An 18,054-nucleotide genomic window follows, 5' to 3' on the forward strand; every position below is an offset into this window, starting at 1 on the left:
CTTGATCTAGAAGCTTTCCGGCGAAGTTGGCGTCTCCCCTCCCGTAGGGGACGCCACTCAAAACAGTGGCTTGCCTGGAGTTTTTCCTGACAATCCGCACTATGGTTCACTGGCCGCCGAGCTTCGGGAAGTTACCTTAGCGCGACCGAAGGTTTGGCGCGTCGCGGCGGCTGGAGTGGCACGAAGGCCGATTACTTGGAAAGCAAGTAATCGGGCGGGCGATCATCACGCAACATCCGGACATTTGCGCCATCCCGACATAGGCGGACAATGCCGGCTCGCGCTTCAATATGGATGCCAATTGGTCAGCCAGGGCCTTCGAGTATCTTGATCATGCCGACGGGACCGGATTCCTCGACCCCCTCGACGTTCAAGGAAGTCGTTTCGGCCAGCTCCTTCAAGTCACCTATAGGATCGGGACTCTTCCGCGCGCGGCGCGCGGCGATGAACCTGTAACTTCCTTCAGGAAGAGGTTGGCGGCGGCATGGTCGATGCCGCCGCCCCTCATGCCACCCGTCACGGCGGTGATGGGCCGGTTACGCTCCGTAGATCGATTGCCGCACGGCCTCGATGTCGCCGGAGATCACCGTCACCGTGTCCAGCCCGGCGCCGATGCCGACCACCGGCACCAGGATCTGGCCGTTGGCGTCCGGTTCCAGCGCGGTCAGCGGCGCCAGCGCCTCGGCCACGTCCTCGCCGTCCTCGATGCCAGCGAGCAGGGATTGGAGCTGCGGGCTCAGGAGCCCGAGGTCGCCGTTCAGCAGATCGTCCACCTGCCCGAGGATCGGGGCGAAGTCGATGGTGTCCGCCGTCAGGTCGAGGTCGCGTCCGCCCTCGAACAGCATCGCGTCGCCATTGCCCAGGTCGGCGACCAAGGTCGTGTCCGCCTTGTCGTCGTCCAGCCAGCCCTTGGGGAACACGATCAGATCCTCGTCGGAACCGAGGAACACCGCGTCCCGGCCGGAGCCCGCCACGACCGTGTCGCTGCCCCGCCCGCCGGCCAGCAGGTCGATCCCGTCGCCGCTGGTCAGCAGGTCGGAGTCCGAGCCGCCGAACAGCGCGTTGGTGCCGGTGGTGCCGATCAGCCGGTCCGCACCGGCCCCGCCCAGGGCGATGTCCAAGCCGGTGCCGGTGCGGATCGTGTCGGCGCCGTCGCCGCCGGACATGATGTTGGTTCCGGCCTCGCCGTCGATCGCGTCGTCGCCGGCATTGCCCTCGGCGATGTCGGTGCCGTCGCCCAGCGCGATGAGGTCCGGCCCGCCAAGCGCCGCGATCCGGTTGTCGCCGTCGCCGGCCCGTATCACGTCCCGGCCGTCGGTGACCTCGAAGGTCTCGGGCAGGTCCAGGCCGACCACCAGCGGGTCGTGGTCGCTGGCCTGCTCGGTGAACTCGGCGTTGACATGGACCACGTCATAGTCGGTCTTCTCCGCCAGCGCGTCGCTCACCAGCGCGTGGTCGAGCGCCTGGGCGTTGCCTTCGAAGATATAGCTGTAGCGTTCCTCCTCCGGCAGGGTGAGCGTCAGGTTGTTCAGCACCTGCTCGTCGCCCTCGCCGGTGACGGCCGCCAGCGGCTCCAGGAACTGGAACTCGTTGAAATCGCCGAGAACCACCACGTTGGCGTCGGCGTCCTCTTCCAAAAGCTCGTCCACGAACGCGTTGATCGCCTTGCCCTGGGCGATCCGCTGTTCCTCGCCGCCGTTGACCGGCGGCTGGACCGCGCCGAACAGCGGGGTGCCGCCGCCCTTCGACGTGTTGTGGACGGTGATCACGTCCACGGCGTTGCCGTTGAACTCGAATTGGGCGTAGAGCGGCACGCGGCTGTCGGTCCAGGGCTCCTCCCCGAACTCGCCGATCGCCTGCACGCTGTCCTCGACCAGATCGACCCGGTCGCCGTTGTAGAGCATGCCGACCCGGATGTTTCCGCCGGGCTGGCCGCCGGAGGTGCCGTCCTCGGGAGCCACCTCCACATAGGTGTAGGTCGGGCCGCCGGCCTCCTCGATGGCGTCGATCAGCGCCTGGGCGGTGGCCTCGCCGCTGACGGTCCCGTCGTCGGCCGAGCCGCTGCCGTCCTGGATCTCCTGGAGGGCGATGATGTCGGGCGACTTCAGGTTCGTGACGATCTGTTCGGCCTGGGCGTCGAACTTGCCGTCGGCCAAGTCGGTGTCGCCGTCATCGTCGTTGGGGTCCAGGTTCTCCACATTGTAGCCGGCGACGGTCAGGCGATCCGCGCCGCCCTCGAGATCCGTGGTCTCCCGCTCGATCGGGCTCGGCACCACTTCGCCCAACTCCTGGACCAGCACCTCGTAATTGCCGAAGGCGTAGGATACGACGCCGGTCACGTCGCCCAGCAGGGCGCCGGTGTCCACCTCGGCGGTGAGGTCGCCGGACACGTCGGAGTCGAACTGGAGCTGGACCCGCTCCGGGTTGAAGTCGTCCGGCCCGATCACGATCGCGCCGCGATCGTTGAGCCCGGTCGCCCCGGCGCCCTGGTCGGCCACCGTGAAGATCTCGCCGAAGCCGTTGGTCGGCGACGTGGCAACGGCGTCGGCGACGGTGACCCGCATGCCTTCCAGGCTTTCGTAGAACTCGATGCCGTCGGGGCTGATGGTCTCGGTCGGCGGTTCGCGGCCGGCTTCTCCGATGATCACCGCGTCCGGCAGGTCGGCATCGGTCGCCAGCACCCGGGTGTCGGTCACCTGGGAAATCTGGGTGGTGGACAGGTTGCCGCTCGACGCGCCGCCGGGGGTGAACTCCGAGACGGTGCCGGTGACGGCGATCTCCATGCCCTGGACGACCGTCGGGGCGGACCCGGTGAAGACGAAGATGCCGTCCGAGGTGGCGTCGTCGCCGTCGCCCTCGCCGTTCTCCCCGGTGTCCTGGAGGTAGTAGCCGTTGCCGTCCACCGCGGTCACGACGCCGCGCGCCGTGACGGTCTGGCCGGCCAGCGGGGAGGTGGCGCCGGTTCCCTGGATCTCGCCGATCGCGGTATAGTCCGGCTCCGCCGGGACGCCGATGCCGAACAGTCGGGTGGTCCCGCTGACCTCGTTGGTGACCGCCAGCAGCGGCTCGCCGGTCGGGCTGTCGCCGGCGGTGATGAAGGCCAGACCTTCCGGGCCGAGGTCGCCCGCGGTGCCGTCCTCGGCCGATCCGGCGAAGTCGCGGGTATTGACGTACTGGACGAACCGGGCGCCGTCGGCGTCGGTCACGTCATAGACCATGACGCCGCCGACCCGCTCCAGACCGACGAAGGCATAGGTGCGGCCGTCGACCTCGCCGACCGCGACGCCTTCCGGCTCCGGCCCCTTGTTGTCGGACCGGTTGTCGAAGCTGTCGTTTTCGTCGTTGTTGGCGTTGAAGCCGGTGGTGCCCAGCTCCGCGGCGGTGATCCGCTCGAACTGGTCGCCGCTGTCGAAGACCCGCTCACCCTGGTCGTTCCAGATCGTGAAGGACCGGCCGCCGAAGGTGTAGAGCTGGTCGATGTCGCCGTCGCCGTCGGTATCGCCGTCCACGGCCGAGACCGTCAGGCGGCCCAGTTCCTCGTCGGACTGGAGCGATTCGGCGTCGGGGAAGGCGGTCGGATCCAGGTCCGCGTCGGCGACGCGGATCTCCTCGCCGTCGCGGGTATCGCCCTCGTTGGCGGTGACCCAATAGGTCTCGCCGTCCGCCCCGGCGTAGCTCGCGATCGCGTCGGGCTGGTACAGGCCCAGGACGGGGACCGGGCGGATCGCGATGCCGTCCTCGTCGTTCGGGTCGATTCCGTTGCCGTCCTCGGAGAAGTCCTTGGTGCCCAGCGGCAGGATGTCGGTCACCTCCAGGGTGGAGAGGTCGATCCGCGCGACCGCGTTGTTCTCCTGCAAGGTGGCCCAGGCGACGGCGCCGTCCGGGGACACCGCGATATATTCCGGCTCCACGTCCTGCGAGACGGTCTTGCCCGCCTCGATCCGCACGCCCTGGTCGCGCAACTCGTCCTCCCGCCCGTCGAAGGCGGAGAAATCGATCGGCGTCGCCTCGGCCCCGATCAGGCCGTCGGCGAGGTCGATGACGCTGATGCTGCCTTCGGGGTCGGTCGTGTCGGTCGGTTCCCCCTCGTTGGCGACCAGCAGCTTCGTCCCGTCCGCCGTGAAGGTCAGCGAGTCCGGAAGCACGCCGGCCTCGACGGTGCCCAGGAAAGTCCCGCCGTTGCTGTAGAAGGCGACGAAGCCGTTCTCGGCGCCGTCCTCGTTCTGCACCGCGGCGGCGACCACCCCGCCGGAAACGGCCACGCTGTTGACGCCGCCTGCTCCGGACAGCGCGCCGATGTCGGCCTGTCCGACGCGGACCGGCGCGTCGGGATCGGAAACGTCGAGGATGTCCACCGCCAGGTCGCCGTCGTTGCTGACGAACAGCCGCTGGGTCAGCGGATCATAGGCCGGGATCTCCTGCGCGCTCTCGTCGAAGATGCCGGTCTCGAACACGCCGAGCGGCGTCAGCGCGATGCCGGCTCCCGTATCGCCATCACCATCGCCGTCACCGTCACCATCCCCGATGTCGTCCAGCGAGTCCTCGCGGACCGACAGGTTCTGGATGCGCTCGTCCTCGGCCTGCGCGGTCTCGGCTTCGTCGAACGGGGTCTCGGCGAACTCGGCGGCCAGGTACTCGGCCAGGGCGTCCTGCTCGGTGCCGGGGTCGGCGAAGGTCGCGGCGCCCGGGTCGGTCGGCACGTCGGCCAGATCGACGCGGTTGGCGAACTCCGGATCGGCCTCGATGAACTCGGGGAACGGATAGCCGTCGCCGCCGTCCGCCAGGAAGCTCAGGGTCACCAGCCGGATGGCGTCCGGCGCGTCCGGGGCGACCTCGCCGTCGGCGACGACGGTCCGGGCCGGTTCGCCCTGGTCGTCCAGCAGCACGGCCGTGCGCACCCGCTCGCCGGCCGGCAGGTCCGGGTCATAGCTGAAGGCGACGCCGCCGACCTGGGCGAACTGGCCGGGAGTGGCGCCGGGGCCTACGGCGGCGACGCCGTGCTCCAGGGCGGCCTTGAGCTGTTCGGCCGTCACGGTCAGCGTGGTCAGGCTGTTGTTGAAGCGCAGCGCGTTGGAGATGTCCAGCTCGGAGACCTCGCCCGCCTCCTTGCCGGCTTCCGGGTTGGCCTGGGTCGGCAGCAGGGTGCCGTCATCCGCCACCGTGCCGATCGGCGCGCGGATGCCGCCGCCGTTCTTGATCGAGACCTGGACGTCCGGGTCGATCTCCCGCGCCGCCGCGATGTTGGCGTCGGACGACAGGTTGCCCAGGTTGGTCTCCTCCGTCCGGACATTGATCCGGCGGCCCTCCAGGAATACCGAGCTGAGGCCGAAGACGTTGCCGTCCTGGGCGTCCACGATACCCTGGACTTCTCCCACCAGGTCGCTGACCTCGCCGGCCGCGGTGCCCTCGGCGAATGGGTCGGCGCCGTCGTAGAGCGCCGCGACCTGCTCGTCCGTGGTGGCGATCGGGCCGCTCTCCTCCGGATCGATGCCGTCCGGAATCAGCACGCCCTCGGCGTCGAACTCGACCACCAGCCGGCCGACATAGCTGTATTCGCCGTCGGTCGAGACGATGGCGATCGGGTTGCCGTCCGCTCCGGTCGCGGTGACCGGGTAGGGGCCGGCAGCCTCGTCGCCGGGTCGGAGCGTGTCGGTGTCGTCGGCCAGGATCGTGTCGGACCCGCCGGCGATGATCACGTCCACGCCGTTCAACAGCGGTGCCAGACCCTGTTCAAGGGCGAGCTGCTGGAGATGGCTGACCAGGACGACCTTGGTGACGCCCTGGTCGGCCAGCCGGGCCGCCTCGGCATTGACGATCTCCGCCAGGGTGGAGAGGTCCTCGTCCGAGCCCTCGACCCCGACCGTGCCGGGGGAGGAGATCTCTGCGAGGCGCGGCGTGGTCAGGCCGATCACGCCGATCGGCTCGCCGTTCTCCTCGATGATGGCGCTGTTCGCGATCTTGGCCGGATCGGCGGTACCGGCCGCCGCGGCGTCCAGGTCGGTGCGGAAGCTGTCGGCGGTTCGGATCTCGTCCGTGTAGAGGGATTCGAGTCCGGAGCCGGTGAATTCCAGGTTCGACGACAGGTAGGGGAACTGGGCGCCCATCCAGTCGATCCCGGACAGCGGCGGTTCGCCGGCGTCCGGCGCCCCGGCGGCCACGCCGATGATCGAGGAGATGGCGTCCAGCCCGAGGTCGAACTCGTGGTTGCCGAAGGCCGAGGCGTCGAACCCGACCAGGTTCATCACCGAGATGTCGATGCGGCCCTGCGCCGGAGCCAATTCTTCGAAGCTCACATCGTCGGCATCGGCCGGCAATCCGTACAGGAAGTTGTAGGCATCCGCGAAGGCGGGACCCAGGTCGGGATCGGCGGAGGCGTTGAAGAAGGGGCCGGGAATATAGTTGTCGCCGGCCGACAGGGTGATGGAGTTTTCCTCCTCCGCCTCCAGGGCCTGCTCGATGGCGGCGAAATTGGGTGCCCGCTGGATCGCGTCGATGCCACCTTCCAGGTCAGAGGCATGAAGTATCTGGAGACGGAAGGTCTCGTCGGTGCTGATCGTGCTGGACATCAAGTAAGCCCTCCCTACGCCTGTATAATAAGTGCGGCAACCTGCGTGATGACACGGAGCCGCGATTGGCTGGGCGGACATTTTCAGAAAGCGATTTCAGTAATATTACAAGTCGATGATAATCGGCTTGGCTCGATTATTGGATTAATCCAAACGGCCTTAAAAATTTACATATAATAATATTAAAATAATAGGTTAATGTTCTTGTGTCGGCTCTCGGATCGTGGACTGGAGCACCATCGATTCCACTGTCCGCACCAGGCGTTGGCCAAGGTTCATGGGTCCGGATACCGCAGCCACCTCGTGGAAGGCGGCACCTTCGACGAGGTAGTGCGGGTCCGGTCGAATGTCGAACTGCCGAGCCGGCTCGTTATCCTCAGCCGGCCCTCTCCAGGCCGCACCAGCCCGCCATGAACAGGGCGAGGACCCGCGTCACGTCCCGCAGGCTGTCGAGCGACACGGACTCATCGATGCCGTGGATGCCGGCGGCCTCGGGGCCGTAGCAGGTGGCCGGCGTGTTTCCGTAGAGATTGAAGAAGCGGGCATCGGTGGTGCAGGTCGCGGCCAGGTCGGCCGGTTCGCCGCCGAGCACCGTCCGGTGGCTGTCGGCCAGCATGCGCATCATCGGGTGCTGTCGGTCGATCACGCAGCCCTCGGCCTGGAAGCCCCGCCACTCCACCTCGACCCGCAGCCCGCCCAGCTCCCTTTCCGCCTCGCGCACGGTTCCCAGGACGGCGTCGCGCACCTCGGCCGTGGTCATGCCGGGATAGAAGCCGATCCGGACGTCGATCGTGCAGCGCGACGGAACCGAGGACGTCCATTCGCCGCCCTCGATCCTGCCCAGGTTGAAGTTCACGGGATGGCGGTGGTCGGCGTATGCGGGATGGCGATGTCCCGGCTCGTTCCAGCGCTCCTCCAGCCGGCGCAGACGGTCCATCAGGGCGAAGGCGCTCTCGATGGCGTTGCTCCCGGCCGAGGTGTCCAGCACATGCGCCGGCTTGCCGGTGACGGTCAGGCGCACCCACATCACGCCCAGCTGCGCCGTCATGAGGGTGTGGTCGAAGGGCTCGGGGATGACCGCGGCGTCGGCGCGGTAGCCGCGGTGGAGGCAGGCCAGCGCGCCGTTGCCGGTGCATTCCTCCTCCACCACGGACTGGAGATAGACCGGCGCCGCCGGGGCGAACCCCAGCTCGCGGAGCGCCCGGAAGGCGGTGGTGTAGGCGGCGATCCCGGCCTTCATGTCGCCGGAGCCACGGCCGAACAGCCGCCCGTCGCGCACCACGGGCTCATAGGGCGGGTTGCTCCAGAGCTCTCCCGGTCCTTCGGGAACCACGTCGATATGGCCGTTCAGGATGAGCGAGCGCCCCGTCGCCCCGCGCGGCCGGTGGATGCCCACCACATTCTCCCGCCCGTCATAGGACATGACCGAGGGGGAGTAGCCGGGCAGGGCGCGGATCGCGTCCTCGTCGATGGCGAAGCGGTCCACCTCCAGTCCCAGATCGGCGAACGCCGATTCCATCACGGCCTGGGCGCCCTGTTCGTTGCCGAGCGTGGAGGGTTCCCCCACCAGGGCGGACAGCAGCGCCACGTTGGCGTCCTGGAGCGCGTCAACCGCGTCGATGACGGCCTGCCGCAATCCCCCGTCCGGAAGCCCGCCGTCGGAAGCAATACCCTTGTCCATTGTTTTTCTCCTTTTTCATCCGTTCCGGCGCCGCCGCACCATGACGCAGGCGACGGCGGAAACCACCAGGGCGAGCGAGACCAGCACGCGCGCCGTCAGCGGGTCGCCGAGGACCAGGACGGAGCCGGCGACGCCCACCACCGGTATCACCAGGGTGGCGATGGTCGATTGCGCGACGGTGAGCCGCTTGACGATGACGAACCACAGGATCTGCGCGACGCAGATGGAGAAGACGAGGTGATAGCCCAGGGCCAGCCAGGTCGACAGGTGCCAGGAGGCCGGCCCCGGCGCGGACTCCAGCACGGCCGCCAGGACGATCACCGGCAGGGCCGACAGGGCGTATTGCCAGCCGGTCACCACGACGGCGTGGCTCTCCCAAATGCCGCGCCGTTTCATCAGCACGGTCCCCAGGGCCCAGGACACGGCCGCAGTGATGACCAGGAGCGGTCCCGCAAGGTTCCCGGCTCCACCCCGCAGGGCTTCCGGACCGAGCAAGACCAGCAGCCCGCCCAGCCCGAGCGTCAGGCCGACGACCTGCCGCCCGCCCGGCCGCTCGCCCAGGAAGGGGATCGCCAGCAGGGCGGCCCAGACCGGCATGGTGAAGGCGATGATGGCGGCGCGCGAGGTCGGCATCATCAGCTGCGCGAAGGCCGTGCAGAGATTGAAGGCGAGGATGTTGAGCAGACCCGTCGCCGCCAGCCACGGCATTTCCGCAGCAGGCACCTTCAGCGGGAGTCCCCTGGCCCGTGCCCAGGCCAGCAGCGCCAGCGCTCCCGTGGAGAAGCCGATGGCGCGGAGCGTGATGGGCGGCAACTCGAACAGCACCGTTTTCACCGCCGGCCAGTTGCCGCCCCAGAACAGCCCGATCGCCAGGATCAGCACGACCTTCGCGACGGTCTGCCGGGCATCGGGAATGGTGCCGGCGGACGGTGCTTCGGCGTGCGAGCCCATCGCGGCTATGACCGGGCCGAAGCGGGCTCCAGGAACTCGACCTCCACGAAGACGAGATCGCCGTCGCCGTCGTTGATCACGTTGTGCGACACGCCGGCGGAGCGGAAATAGCTCCGGCCGGGCTCCAACTCGGCATGGTTCACCGTGCCGTCCGGCATTTCCAGCCGCATGCGGCTGCGGGTGACCGGGACGATCACGTAGTCGTACTCGTGGGTATGGGCGCCCGTCTCGGCACCCGGCGCGAAGCGCCACTCGGTGACGCGGGTGCGGCCGTTCTCGAGGTGCTGGTGCGGCGTCGCCTTGGGGCGGGAGGCAGTGTCGGTCATGGCTTGGGTTTCCGGGGTCAGGAGGCGGAAGGGAGGCGGTGGGCGGCTTCGAACCCGTCCAGGAAGCTCGCGAGGTTCGCGGCGAGGTGGTCGACCGCGTAGCCGCCTTCCTGGATCAGCACCGTCGGCAGGGCCGCCTCGGCGATGATGCGGCCCAGCCGGCCGAAGCCGGGCGTGGTGACGCCGAAGGCCGCCAGGGGATCGTTCTTGAAGGTGTCGAAGCCCAAGGACAGGACGAGCAGCGACGGGGCGAACCGCCCGATGGCGGCAAGGCCGTCCCCGACCGAGGCCAGGAAGGCTTCCTCGGAGGTGCCGAGCGGCAGGGGCAGGTTGAGGGTGTAACCTTCCCCGCGGCCAGTGCCGCGCTCGTGCGCATGGCCGGCCATGAAGGGATAGAACTCCATCGGGTCGGCGTGGACCGACACGAAGAACACGTCGTCGCGCTCCCGGAAGATCGCCTGGGTGCCGTTGCCGTGGTGGACGTCCACGTCGAACACCGCCACGCGCGGCGGCAGGCCGCGCGCCGCCAGCAGGCGAAGCGCCTCCTGCGCCGCGATCGCGGCATGGTTCAGGTAGCAGAAGCCACCCGCCATGTCCCGGCCGGCATGGTGCCCCGGCGGCCGGCAGAGCGCGTAGGCCGCCGCCTCTCCGCCCGTGGCGACGGCCCGCGCCGCGGCCACGGCGCAGTCGGAGGCCGCCTTGGTGGCCGCCCAGGTTCCCTCGGCGATCGGGCAGGCCGTGTCGCTCATGTGGAAGCCCGCCTGGCCGACCACGCCGGAGGGGTACGAGAGCATGTCCGGCCCGCGATGGACGTTGGGGATCACCGCCGGCGAGGCGTCGGGCAGGGCCGTCCAGCGGGCGTGGGCGGTTTCCAGGAAGGCCAGGTATTCCGGCGAATGCACGGCGGCCCGGGGTGCCGCCCCCGCGTCCGGGGCCTGTTCCAGGCGGTCGCCGCGCCGGACGAGGGCGTCGAGCACGGCCTGCACGCGCTCGGGCTTCTCTGGCACCGGCTTGGGCTGGCCGCGCACCAGGAACTGCGGCGGCCGGTGCAGCACGGTATCGGGATGGTGGAAGCAGCGCATCGGGGTCTCCGTCAGTTTGGTGGCGCTGTCGCGCGGGTGGGGAAGGTTTCCGTCATGCCCGTTCAGGCCGCCATGCCGGCCGGGCCGCTGCCGCGCTGGCGGGCCCTCATCTCCACCAGGGCGGCGACCGTCTCCACGGTCGGCGTCGGCACCCCGGCCAGCGCTCCCAGCTCGGCTACGGCGCGGACGATCGCCTCGATCTCCAGCCGCCGGCCGGCTTCCATGTCCTGAAGCATGCTGGTCCTGAAGTCGCCGACCGCGGCGGCCGCCGCGATGCGCGCATCGATGTCGGCGGCGGACCGGACGCCCAGGCGCTCGGCCACGGCGCGGGCCTCCTGCATCAGCGTCCTGGCCACCGTGCGGGTCCCGGGATCGACGCACAGCGCCCCCATGGTGGCTCCGGTCAGGGCGCTCAGCGGGTTGAAGGCGAGGTTGCCCCACAGCTTGGTCCAGATGTCGGAGCGGATGTCGAGGCTGCCGCGCGCCTGGAACCCGGCGAGGCTGAACAGCTCGACGATGCCTTCCACCGCCTGCGTCCTGCGGCCGAGCGGGTCGCCGAAGACGAAGCGCTGGTCGTCCACATGGCGGATGCGGCCCGGCGCCTCCCCCTCGACCGACACCCAGGCGACGGCCCCGACCAGCCGGTCCGCCGGGATCGACCGCCACAGCGTGCCGTCCGGGTCCACGGACTTCAGCCGGTACGACCCCAGCGGCTCCGGCTGGCCCAGCGGGTACCACCAGGGGATGCCGTTGACCATGGGCACCACGGCGGTCTCCGGCCCGGCGAGGCTGGCCAGCGTGTCGAGCGCGCCGCCCAGCGCGTGCGCCTTCACGCACAGGAAGACCGCGTCCTGCGTCCCGGCCGACAGGGCATCGTCGGTCACCCGGACCGGCACGCGGGAGACGCGCCCCAGCGGCGTCGCCAGGGTGATCCCGTCCCGGCCGATCGCCTCGGCGGCCCGGGGGCGGGCGACCAGCGTCACCTCGGCCGGCGTCGTGGTCAGGCGGGCGGCCAGCAGGCAGCCGATGGATCCCGCCCCCACGACGGCGATCTTCCTCATGCCACCGCTCCCCGGCCGGCGGTGCCGGAAGCGCCGTGCCGGTGCCGGAGGTTTTCCGGGATCTCCCACTCCTTGCCCGGGATCGCGTCGAGCAGGGTCCGGGTATAGGCGTGCCGCGGGTTCTGGAAGACCTCGCGCGCGGTGTTCAGCTCGACCACGCGGCCCCGCTGCATGACCGCGATGGTGTCGCAGACCTGGGCCGCGATCCGCAGGTCGTGGGTGATGAACAGCATGGCGAGCCCCAGCCGGTGGCGGATCTCGTCGAGCAGGTCGAGCACCTGCCGCTGCACCGACACGTCCAGGGCCGACACCGGCTCGTCCGCGATGATCAGCTTCGGCTCCAGCGCCAGCGCGCGGGCGATGGAGATGCGCTGGCGCTGCCCGCCGGAGAACTCGTGCGGATAGCGGTCCGCGGCGCTCTCCGGCAGTCCCACCAGCCGAAGCAGTTCGCGCGCCCGAGCCGCCGCCTTTTCCTTCGGCTCCCCGAACGCCACCGGCCCCTGGGCGATGATATCAGCCACCCGGTGCCGCGGGTTGAGCGAGGCATAGGGGTCCTGGAAGATCATCTGGATGTCCTTGCGGACCGGCCGGAACTGCTTCCGGCTCAGCCCCGCCAGGTCCTGGCCCTGGAACAGGATGCGCCCGCCGTCGGCCTTGTTCAGGCCGACGATGCAGCGGCCGAGCGTCGATTTGCCGGACCCGCTCTCTCCCACCACGCCCAGCGTCTCGCCGGGATGGATGGTGAGGCTGATGTCGTCGCCGGCCACCAGTTCCCGGCCCTTGCGGAACAGGCCGCCGCCGATATGGAAGACCTTCCGCACCTTGTCCGCCGTCAGCAGGGCGTCGCCCCGCTTGGTGAAGTCGGCGCGGTGCTCGATATAGTGCGGCACGGCGGCGATCAGCTCGCAGGTATAGGGATGCCGGGGGCGGTTCAGCACCTGCTCGGCCGGCCCGACCTCGACGCACTTGCCATGCTGCATGACCGCGACCGTGGTCGCGATCTCGGCCACGACGCCGAAATCGTGGGTGATGAACATGACGCCCATCCGGCGCTCGGTCTGGATCTTGCGGATCAGGTCGAGGATCTGCCGCTGCGTCGTCACGTCCAGTGCCGTTGTGGGCTCGTCCGCGATCAGCAAGTCGGGTTCCAGCGCCAGGGCCATGGCGATCATGACCCGCTGCCGCTGGCCGCCGGACAGGCGGAACGGGTAGCTGCGCCGCAGCCGTTCCGGGTCGGGCAGGCCGACATCCTCCAGCAGTTCCAGGACGCGGGCGCGCCGGGCCGCCCTGTCCATGGCGGAGTGGGCCTTCAGGCTCTCCTCGATCTGGTCGCCGACCTTCATCAGCGGATTGAGCGCCGTCATCGGCTCCTGGAAGATCATCGCGATGCGGCCGCCGCGCAGGGACCGCTGCTCGGCGTCGCTCATGGCCAGGATGTCGCGGCCGAGATAGTCGGCCTGGCCACCCGCCACCCTGACATGCGGCTTCGGGAGCAGGCCCATGATGGCGTGGGCGGTCATCGACTTGCCGGAGCCGGACTCGCCGACCACGCACAGGATCTCGTTCCTGTGGATCCGGAGGCTGACGGCCTCGACCGCGTGGGGCCGCTCCGCCCCGTGGGGCAGGGCGACGGTCAGGTCGCGGACGTCGAGCAGAATGTCGTCGGCGGTTTCACCGGGCGCCATGGTCATGCCCTTCCCTTGCGAGCCAGTTTCGGATTGAGGGCGTCGTTCAGCCCCTCGCCGACGAGGTTCAGCGCCAGCACGGTCAGCAGGATCGCGATGCCGGGGAAGAAGCTCATCCACCACGCCTGCCGGATGACGGTGCGGGCGGCGCCGATCATGTATCCCCAGCTCATCACGTTGGGGTCGCCCAGGCCCAGGAAGCTCAGCGAGCTTTCCAGCAGGATCGCCGTCGCCACGGTCAGGGAGGCCGCGACGATGATCGGCGACAGGCTGTTGGGCAGGATCTGGCGCAGGATGATGGTGCCGGTGCCCTGGCCGGTCGTGACGGCCGCCTGCACGAACTCCCGCGAACGCAGCGCCATGAACTCGCCCCGCGCCAGCCGGGCCAGCGGCGGCCAGCTCACGATGGCGATCGCGATGGTGATGTTGGTGATGTTGGGCGTGAAGATCGCGACCAGGACCACCGCCAGCACGAAGTTGGGGATGGTCTGGAACAGCTCCGTGAAGCGCATGATCGCGTCGTCGATGGCACCGCCGTGGTACCCGGCGGTGGCGCCCAGGGTGACGCCGATCAGCAGCGCCACCGCGGTGGAGGCGATGCCGATCAGCAGCGACACCCGCGCGCCGTGGACGATGCCGGACGCGATGTCGCGCCCCAGCGTGTCGGAGCCGAGCAGCGCGTCCTCCGACAGGGGCGGCTGGAACGGGATCGCGACCATGTCCCAGGGGCTGTCCGGATAGAGCAGGTTGGCGAAGATGGCGCACAGCACGACCAGCGCCAGGATCGCCAGGCCGACGACGGCGCCCCGGTTCCGCGCGAAGGCCTTCCAGAAGTCACGGCTCATGTCAGGCCACCTCGATGCGGGGATCGACGAGGGAATAGACCAGGTCGGTGATGATGTTGAAGACGATCACCATCACCGAGGTCACGAAGAAGATGCCGAGCAGGACCTGATAGTCCCGCTGCAGGACGGCGTCGAAGGCCAGCCGGCCGATGCCGGGCCAGGCGAACACCGTCTCGACCAGGATCGAGCCGCCGACCAGCTGGCCGGCCTGGATCCCGGCGAAGGTGATGACCGGCAGGATGGCGTTCCGCAGCACGTGCCTGAAGACGATGCGGGTCTCGGTCAGCCCCTTGGCGCGGGCGGTCTTGACGAAATCCATGTCGCGCACCTCCAGGATCGAGGCGCGGGTCAGCCGGGCATAGACCGCCATGTAGAACAGCCCCAGCGTGACGACCGGCAGGATCAGGTGCGTCGCGATGTCGGCGGCGCGGTCCAGTCCCTCGTATCCGCCGCCGACGGTCTCGTAGCCGAAGGCCGGCAGCCAGCCGAGCTGGACCGAGAACAGCAGGATCAGCATCAGGCCGACCCAGAAGATCGGCGTGGCGTAGCTGAGCAGCGCCAGCACGGTTATGGCGGTGTCCGACCATCGGCCGACATTCATCGCCGCCAGGGTGCCGAGCAGGATGCCGGCGGTCAGCGCCAGGATGAAGGCGCAGCCGGTCAGGATCAGCGTCGGCGGCAGGCGGTCGGCGATCAGGTCCCATACCGGCCGCTGCTGCCGGTAGGAGTAGCCGAGATCGCCGGTCGCCACGTCGGCCAGGTAGATTCCGAGCTGTTCGTACAGCGGCCGGTCCAGGCCGAACTGTTCGCGAAGCTGCTCGACATATTGCTGGTCGGCGGCCCCGGCCTCGCCGGCCATGACCATGGCCGGGTCGCCCGGGGCGGCGCGCACCAGCAGGAAATTGATCACCACGATGGCGAACAGGATGAAGACGGACTTTATCAGCCGCCTTCCCAGGAACGATGCGATGGCGGCCATTGCCGTTCAGCCCTTTCGCTGGGAGCCTCGGTGGTTCGGCACAGTGGTTTCGATAAGCCGCGGCTGCGCGGATTGCCGTAGGTCGGCCTTCGCCCGCAGGGCGAACGCCGACACCCCGCATCGACGCCCCGGCCGAAGTGTCGGCGTCGGCCTTCGGCCGAGGCCGACCTACGCGAACCGACCAAGATCACTGGTTTCGAAGGAGTCGGTGTTGCCCGTCACTTCTTCTTCTCGACCCAGGTGTCGGCGAAGTTTTCGGACGTGCCGATTGCGGTGGTCACCGCGTTGTGGACTCGCTTGTTGACGAAGGTCGGGAACTCCATCTCCAGCAACCAGATCACCGGCATGTCGCCGACCAGGATCTTCTGGGCCTCGCTCAACTGCGCGCCGCGCTGCTTGGGGTCGTTCTCCACCGCGGCCTTGGCGAACAGCTCGTCGACCTTGGGGTTGGAATAGCCCATGGTGTTGGAGAACATCACGCCCTTGCGGATATTGTCGGAGATGTAGGTCCGCGCCACGCCCAGCGACGGGTCGCCGTACTGGTAGACGAAGTTGTTGGTCGCCCGGTAATCCCAATTGGACACCTTCTGGACCCAGCCGGCGACGTCGGTGCTCTCCAGGTTCACCTTGACGCCGATCTTGCCCCAGGATTGCTTGATGTACTCGCCCAGGCGCGCCCAGGTCTCGCCATAGGGCATGGGGGTCAGGGTGATCTCGGCCCGCACGCCGCTACCGTCGGCCTCCAGGCCCATCTCGTCCAGCAGTTCCTCGGCCTTGTCGGTGTCGTACTCGTACTGGGGGACGTCCGGCTCGTAGAACGGGGTGACCGAATTGACCGGACCGGTCGCGACGCGGCCCAGCCCGAACCAGATCCGGTCGCGGATGAACTCGCGGTTCAGACCGTGGGCCAGGGCCTGCCGGAAGCGTTTGTCGTCCAGCGGGGCCGTGCGGGTGTTGATCTCGATCCAGGACAGCGGGGCGACGAATTCGTAGCCCTTGGTGGTCATGGTGAGGTGCGGCAGCTCCTTCAGGCGCGGCACGTCGAACGGCTCGACGTCGTTGAACTGGCTGATGTCGACCTGTCCGCTCTCCAGGGCCAGCGCGCGGCTGGCGGCGTCGGGGATCACCCTGAAATAGATTCCGTCCAGGTAAGGCTTGCCGTCGAGGTAATAGTCCGCGTTCCTGACCAGGTGGATGTGGCTGCCCTTGACCCACTGCTCGAACTTGAACGGCCCGGTGCCGATCGGGGTCGAATTCTTGGGGTTCTGCTTGTAGTCGGTGCCTTCGTAGATGTGCGCCGGCATCATCGGTGCCGAGGAAACCTCGAAAGCCTTCATGAAGGCCGGGAACGGCTGCTTCAGCTTGAAGGTGACGGTGTAGTCGTCGGGCGCCTCGATGCTCTCGACATGGCTGAAGTTGGCGCGGGCGCGGGGATGGACCTCGGGCAGGAACTTGGAAGTGGTGAAAACCACGTCCTTGGCCGTGAACGGCGTTCCGTCGTGCCACTTCGCGTTCCGGCGCAGCTTGAAAGTGTAGGTCAGGCCATCGGGCGAAACTTCCCAGCTTTCCGCCAGTCCCGGCATGGGGTTCAGGTCGTGGTCGTAGCGCAGCAACCCTTCATAGATCTTGCCGGCGACCGTCTGGGTCGGGCCCTGCTGGTTGAGGCCGAGGACCAGGATCGGGGGTTCGGGCTGGACGATGACGTTGAGCGTCCCGCCCTTCTGCACCTGCTCCTGGGCCAGGGCCGGCCCCGCGGCGGTCGCGACGAGTGCCGCGGGAGCGAGAAGGGCCGCCGCGACCGCTCCCGAGGCGGTGAGGCGGCGCAAGTACGCCAGTCGGTTGCTCATGTTCTTCTCCACTTCCCTGTTCATGTTTTTCCGCCGGAGGTTTCACGCACCGGTCTTTCTATTCGTTTTCCGGGCCATTCGTTTCCCGGCGCGTCAGGCCCGGTAGCCGTCGCCGCTCTGGCCATCGACCCAGCGCAGCAGGGGACCCCATTCGAGGACGCCGGCGCGGGGATAGGCTTTCTCGTACTGAAGCGCGGTATGCTCGCAGACTTCCGGCGAGGGCGTCACCAGGGGCCGGCCGCCGGACAGCGCCGCGATCTGGGTGCGGCAGCTCTGCTCCAGGTAATACATCAACACCGCCGCCTCCGGCACGTCACGGCCGACTGTCAACAGGCCGTGGTTGCGCAGGATCATGGAATGGTGGTTCCCAAGGTCGCGGGCCAGCCGCTCGCGCTCGGCATGATCCAGCGCGATGCCCTCGTAGTCGTGATAGGCGATGCGGCCGTACCAGCGGAGCGAATGCTGGGTGATCGGCAGCAGCCCGTCCGCCTGCGCGCTGACCGCCATGCCGGCGTGGGTGTGCAGGTGGATCGCGCACCCGATGTCCGGCCTCGCCATGTGCAGCGCCGAGTGGATGGTGAAACCGGCCGGATTGGCTTCACCCTCGCTGTCCTCGGCCAGGTTGCCTTCGCCGTCCACCTTGATCAGGTTGGACGCGGTGACCTCGTGGAACATCAGGCCGTAGGGATTGATCAGGAAACGGCCTTCCTGGTCGGGCACGCGCGCCGACATGTGGGTGTAGATCAGGTCGGTCATGCCGAGCAGGTGAAACAGTCGATAGGCCGCCGCCAGATCGACGCGGGTCTTCCACTCCGCGGGCGACACCTTGTCCTGTTTCGAGGCCATGGAGAACTCCTGTTCGATTGTCGGAAGGGCGGGCGCCGGCTTCGGCGACCCGTTCATTACGATGAGGAAAAATGGCGTCCGGCAAATTGGCAATTCTCATCGCCCCCATAAACCAGGATTATGGACCGGGGCCTTGCAGGTGCCGCCGAACGGCGGGCAGCGGGCGGATCGGCCGCGATTCCGCC

The 18,054-nt window shown here is 68.6% G+C and carries 11 protein-coding genes; all 11 read right to left on the bottom strand.

Features of this window, described 5'->3' with window-relative positions:
- Positions 1–536: 536 nt before the first annotated feature.
- The gene (locus JL100_RS10050; RefSeq protein WP_202685118.1) at positions 537–6,566 is read right to left on the bottom strand and encodes a choice-of-anchor I family protein; all 6,030 of its coding nucleotides are present in this window, start codon (positions 6,564–6,566) and stop codon (positions 537–539) included.
- A gap of 376 nt (positions 6,567–6,942) precedes the next feature.
- Positions 6,943–8,247, bottom strand: coding sequence for a M20 family metallopeptidase (locus JL100_RS10055; protein ID WP_202685119.1), 1,305 nt, complete (start codon positions 8,245–8,247; stop codon positions 6,943–6,945).
- Between the two features lie 15 nt (positions 8,248–8,262).
- A complete protein-coding gene (locus JL100_RS10060) occupies positions 8,263–9,198 on the bottom strand; it encodes a DMT family transporter (protein ID WP_202685120.1) in 936 nt (311 codons plus the stop codon).
- Between the two features lie 5 nt (positions 9,199–9,203).
- Complete coding sequence (locus JL100_RS10065; RefSeq protein WP_202685121.1) at positions 9,204–9,524, bottom strand: cupin domain-containing protein; 321 nt, start codon at positions 9,522–9,524, stop codon at positions 9,204–9,206.
- Between the two features lie 17 nt (positions 9,525–9,541).
- Positions 9,542–10,606 carry a histone deacetylase family protein gene (locus JL100_RS10070; RefSeq protein WP_202685122.1) on the bottom strand — a complete coding sequence of 355 codons (1,065 nt, stop codon included), beginning with the start codon at positions 10,604–10,606 and terminating at the stop codon, positions 9,542–9,544.
- A gap of 62 nt (positions 10,607–10,668) precedes the next feature.
- Positions 10,669–11,667, bottom strand: coding sequence for a ketopantoate reductase family protein (locus tag JL100_RS10075; RefSeq protein WP_202685123.1), 999 nt, complete (start codon positions 11,665–11,667; stop codon positions 10,669–10,671).
- Positions 11,664–13,352: an ABC transporter ATP-binding protein gene (locus JL100_RS10080; RefSeq protein ID WP_202685124.1), complete on the bottom strand. Its 1,689-nt coding sequence runs from the start codon at positions 13,350–13,352 to the stop codon at positions 11,664–11,666. The genes JL100_RS10075 and JL100_RS10080 overlap by 4 nt, the downstream gene beginning before the upstream one ends.
- Before the next feature lie 2 nt (positions 13,353–13,354).
- Positions 13,355–14,197: an ABC transporter permease gene (locus tag JL100_RS10085; protein ID WP_202685125.1), complete on the bottom strand. Its 843-nt coding sequence runs from the start codon at positions 14,195–14,197 to the stop codon at positions 13,355–13,357.
- 1 nt (position 14,198) lies between these two features.
- Positions 14,199–15,176, bottom strand: coding sequence for an ABC transporter permease (locus JL100_RS10090; protein WP_202685126.1), 978 nt, complete (start codon positions 15,174–15,176; stop codon positions 14,199–14,201).
- Between the two features lie 218 nt (positions 15,177–15,394).
- Entirely contained in the window at positions 15,395–17,023 is a 1,629-nt protein-coding gene (locus tag JL100_RS10095) for an ABC transporter substrate-binding protein (RefSeq protein ID WP_202685127.1), read from the bottom strand.
- 93 nt (positions 17,024–17,116) lie between these two features.
- On the bottom strand, positions 17,117–17,869 hold the full coding sequence (locus JL100_RS10100; protein ID WP_202685128.1) for a class II aldolase/adducin family protein: 753 nt from the start codon (positions 17,867–17,869) through the stop codon (positions 17,117–17,119).
- Positions 17,870–18,054 lie beyond the last annotated feature (185 nt).

It is taken from the genome of Skermanella mucosa (assembly GCF_016765655.2).
Lineage (GTDB): Bacteria > Pseudomonadota > Alphaproteobacteria > Azospirillales > Azospirillaceae > Skermanella > Skermanella mucosa.

Bases quoted from the DNA above. Each gene is read 5' to 3' on its own strand.
- JL100_RS10055 (WP_202685119.1), bottom strand. From the start codon at position 8,247: ATGGACAAGGGTATTGCTTCCGACGGCGGGCTTCCGGACGGGGGATTG.
- JL100_RS10060 (WP_202685120.1), bottom strand. From the start codon at position 9,198: ATGGGCTCGCACGCCGAAGCACCGTCCGCCGGCACCATTCCCGATGCC.
- JL100_RS10075 (WP_202685123.1), bottom strand. From the start codon at position 11,667: ATGAGGAAGATCGCCGTCGTGGGGGCGGGATCCATCGGCTGCCTGCTG.
- JL100_RS10095 (WP_202685127.1), bottom strand. From the start codon at position 17,023: ATGAGCAACCGACTGGCGTACTTGCGCCGCCTCACCGCCTCGGGAGCG.
- JL100_RS10100 (WP_202685128.1), bottom strand. From the start codon at position 17,869: ATGGCCTCGAAACAGGACAAGGTGTCGCCCGCGGAGTGGAAGACCCGC.
- JL100_RS10050 (WP_202685118.1), bottom strand. From the start codon at position 6,566: ATGTCCAGCACGATCAGCACCGACGAGACCTTCCGTCTCCAGATACTT.
- JL100_RS10085 (WP_202685125.1), bottom strand. From the start codon at position 14,197: ATGAGCCGTGACTTCTGGAAGGCCTTCGCGCGGAACCGGGGCGCCGTC.
- JL100_RS10080 (WP_202685124.1), bottom strand. From the start codon at position 13,352: ATGGCGCCCGGTGAAACCGCCGACGACATTCTGCTCGACGTCCGCGAC.
- JL100_RS10090 (WP_202685126.1), bottom strand. From the start codon at position 15,176: ATGGCCGCCATCGCATCGTTCCTGGGAAGGCGGCTGATAAAGTCCGTC.
- JL100_RS10070 (WP_202685122.1), bottom strand. From the start codon at position 10,606: ATGCGCTGCTTCCACCATCCCGATACCGTGCTGCACCGGCCGCCGCAG.
- JL100_RS10065 (WP_202685121.1), bottom strand. From the start codon at position 9,524: ATGACCGACACTGCCTCCCGCCCCAAGGCGACGCCGCACCAGCACCTC.